We start from the raw sequence: 2,705 nt of genomic DNA on the forward strand, positions 1-2,705 counted from the left end.
CGCAAACCCCGTTCTCGGCCACCCGGGTCAGCGCCGCGATACCGGCGGCCGCGGCCATCGGATTGGCGTTGAAGGTGCCCTGGTGCGGGATTTTGACGAATCCCCGCGCCGCGGCCTCACCGAAGTCGAGGTGGTCGAGGATATCCTTGCACCCGACCACGGCGCCGCCCGGCAAGCCGCCCGACAGGATCTTGGCGAGGCTGGTCAGGTCCGGCGTTATTCCCCACATTGCCTGGGCGCCGCCCGGCGACACCCGGAAGCCGGTCACCACCTCGTCGAAGATTAGCACGATGCCGCGTTTTGCCGTCGCTTCGCGCAGCATCGCGGAGAAGTCGCGGCCAAGCGGAATTTGGCCGGAGCTGGCGCCCGTCGGCTCAGCGATCACCGCGGCGATGTCGGGGTCCGATTCCAGAACCGCGCGCACGGCTTCGGGCTTGGCCGGATCGGCAACGATGACGGCGTCAATGATCCCCTTCAGGATTCCCGGCACGTTGTCGGTGGTGGCCTGGTGCTTGGAGCCAAAGGCGACGTGATCCTGCCAGCCGTGGAAATGGTTCTTGAAGCGCACCAGCTTGCTGCGCCCGGTGAAAGCGCGGGCGAGGCGGATGGCCATCAGGTTGGCTTCGGTACCCGACGCGGTGAAGCGAACCCGCTCGGCGGACGGCACCAGCCGCTGCACCAGGCGGCCCCATTCCAATTCTAACTCGTGACAGGCCGCGAAGTGAGAGCCCAGAGCCGCTTGCCGGGCGACCGCGTCCTTAAACGAAGGATGCGCGTGTCCGAGAATCAGCGAGCCGTGCCCGCCGTAGTAGTCGATGTACTCGTTGCCGTCGACGTCCCACTTGCGCGGACCCTCGGCGCGGGCGACGTAGATCGGATAGGGATGCATGTGACGCGAGTCGTGGACGATGCCCCCCGGGAACACGTTACGGGCCTGTTGCCAGAGCCGCAGCGATCCAGGCGTGCGCTGGCGATAGGCGGCAACGATCGGCGAATTGGTCGGCGGGGCGTCGGGCATCGGCGGCGGCTTTTCCGGCAGCGGAAGGGCAAGCATGCCGCCTCGTCGGTGGTCTGTCCAGGGGCGGCGGCCGGCCTGGCGTCAGTGCATCAAGATGACCGGCATTGTCGCCGTGTCGATGATGTGCTGGGTGACGCCGCCGAACACCAACTCTCGGCCGCGACTCTGACCGAACGCCCCCATCAACAGCACGTCGGCGCCGGCCTTGCGGGCGCCGTCGAGCAACGCGTCGCCGACTTGCGTGGCCTTGACGCTCATGGTTTTGGCGGCGGCTTTGATGCCGTGGCGGCGGAGATACTCAAGCGCCGCCTCGACGTCCAGCCTGGTCTCGGTCGAGACCGGGGCGCTGAACACCGTCACCTTGTCGGCGGCCCTGAGGATCGGCATCGTCGCGGCCAGCGCCTTTGCCGCCTCAGTGGCGCCGTTCCAGCCGACCGCCACGTGACGGCCGATGGTCTTGACTGGCGTCGGCGGCGCCATCAGCACCGGCTTGCCGGTCTCCAACAGCGCCGCCTCGAAGGTATTGATGCCGGTGCTGCCGTCGGGCTGTGGCACCACGATCAGGTCGGCGAGCCGGCCGTAGAGCGCGACGGTAGCGCTCTGGCTGCCCATCACGTCGCGCCACGAGGCCGAAACCCCTTTGCCCGTCGGCTTGTCTACGATCGGCACCTTCTTCGCCTTCAGATACTTCGCGAACAGGCGTTTGACGCGGGCGCCTTCGACCGTCGCTGCCTTGGCGGCTGACACCGTGAGCTGCCGGCGCACCGAGGCCATGGGAAACACGGCAAACGGAACCAAGTCTTCCGGTTTCGGGTGGGAATGGAGGACTTCGATGTGAGCCTTGAACCGGCGGGCGACCGCCAATGCGTGGTCGATAACCTTCTCGCCTTTGCCGTCGCCGCGCACCGGGACAAGGATCGTCTTGATGGTCATGGGTAGCTCCCGCTCATGGTCTCGCCTTGGAAACCCAGGATACATATCAGTCGTAACCCGCGACTTGATCTAGAACAAGCCCTCGATCTGGCCTTGCTTGTTGAGATAGATGCTGTTGGCGGCGGGCACCCGGGGCAAGCCCGGCATGGTCATGATCGCTCCGGTGATGGCGACGATGAACTCGGCGCCGGCGGAAACGCGGAGCTCGCGCACCGGCACCTTGAAGCCCTTGGGCGCGCACTTCAGCTCTGGGTCGTGGGAGAAGCTGTATTGGGTCTTCGCCATGCACACCGGGAAATGACCGTAGCCGGCCGCCTGCAGCTCATCGAACTGCTTCAGGATGGCGCCGTCGCAGGATATGTCGTCGGCCCGGTAGACTTTCTGGGCGATGGTGCGGACCTTCTCGATCAGCGGCATGTCGTCCGGATAGAGGAATTTGAGCTTCGCCTTGCCCGAGTCGGTAAGCTTGACCACATGCTTGGCGAGAGGCTCGATGCCGGCACTGCCGTCGGCCCAGTGAGTACACAGGAAGGCCTCGGCGCCCTCCTTCTTGGCGGCGGTCTTGATGGCGTCGATCTCGGCAACGGTATCGGTACCGAAGCGGTTGATGGCGACCACCGCCGGCACCCCGAACATTTTCAGGTTGTTGAGGTGCTGCGTGAGATTCTCGGAACCTTTATTGACGGCGGCGATGTTCTCCTTGCCGAGGTCCTCCTTCTTGATGCCGCCGTGCATCTTCAGCGCCCGCACGGTG

3 protein-coding genes are annotated in these 2,705 nt (G+C 65.5%); all 3 read right to left on the reverse strand.

What is annotated here, in order from left to right:
- A partial coding sequence (locus tag Q8P46_02860; GenBank protein MDP2619109.1) for an aminotransferase class III-fold pyridoxal phosphate-dependent enzyme occupies positions 1-1,018 on the reverse strand: 1,018 nt, incomplete at its 3' end.
- Positions 1,019-1,099: 81 nt separating this feature from the next.
- Positions 1,100-1,951 carry a universal stress protein gene (locus Q8P46_02865; protein ID MDP2619110.1) on the reverse strand — a complete coding sequence of 284 codons (852 nt, stop codon included), beginning with the start codon at positions 1,949-1,951 and terminating at the stop codon, positions 1,100-1,102.
- 69 nt (positions 1,952-2,020) lie between these two features.
- Positions 2,021-2,705: formate--tetrahydrofolate ligase (locus tag Q8P46_02870; protein ID MDP2619111.1), on the reverse strand; the 685-nt coding region annotated here is incomplete at its 5' end.

Source organism: Hyphomicrobiales bacterium (genome assembly GCA_030688605.1).
Taxonomy (GTDB): Bacteria; Pseudomonadota; Alphaproteobacteria; order Rhizobiales; family NORP267; genus JAUYJB01.

Coding starts and splice junctions, on each gene's coding strand:
- Q8P46_02865 (MDP2619110.1), bottom strand. CDS start 1,951: ATGACCATCAAGACGATCCTTGTCCCGGTGCGCGGCGACGGCAAAGGC.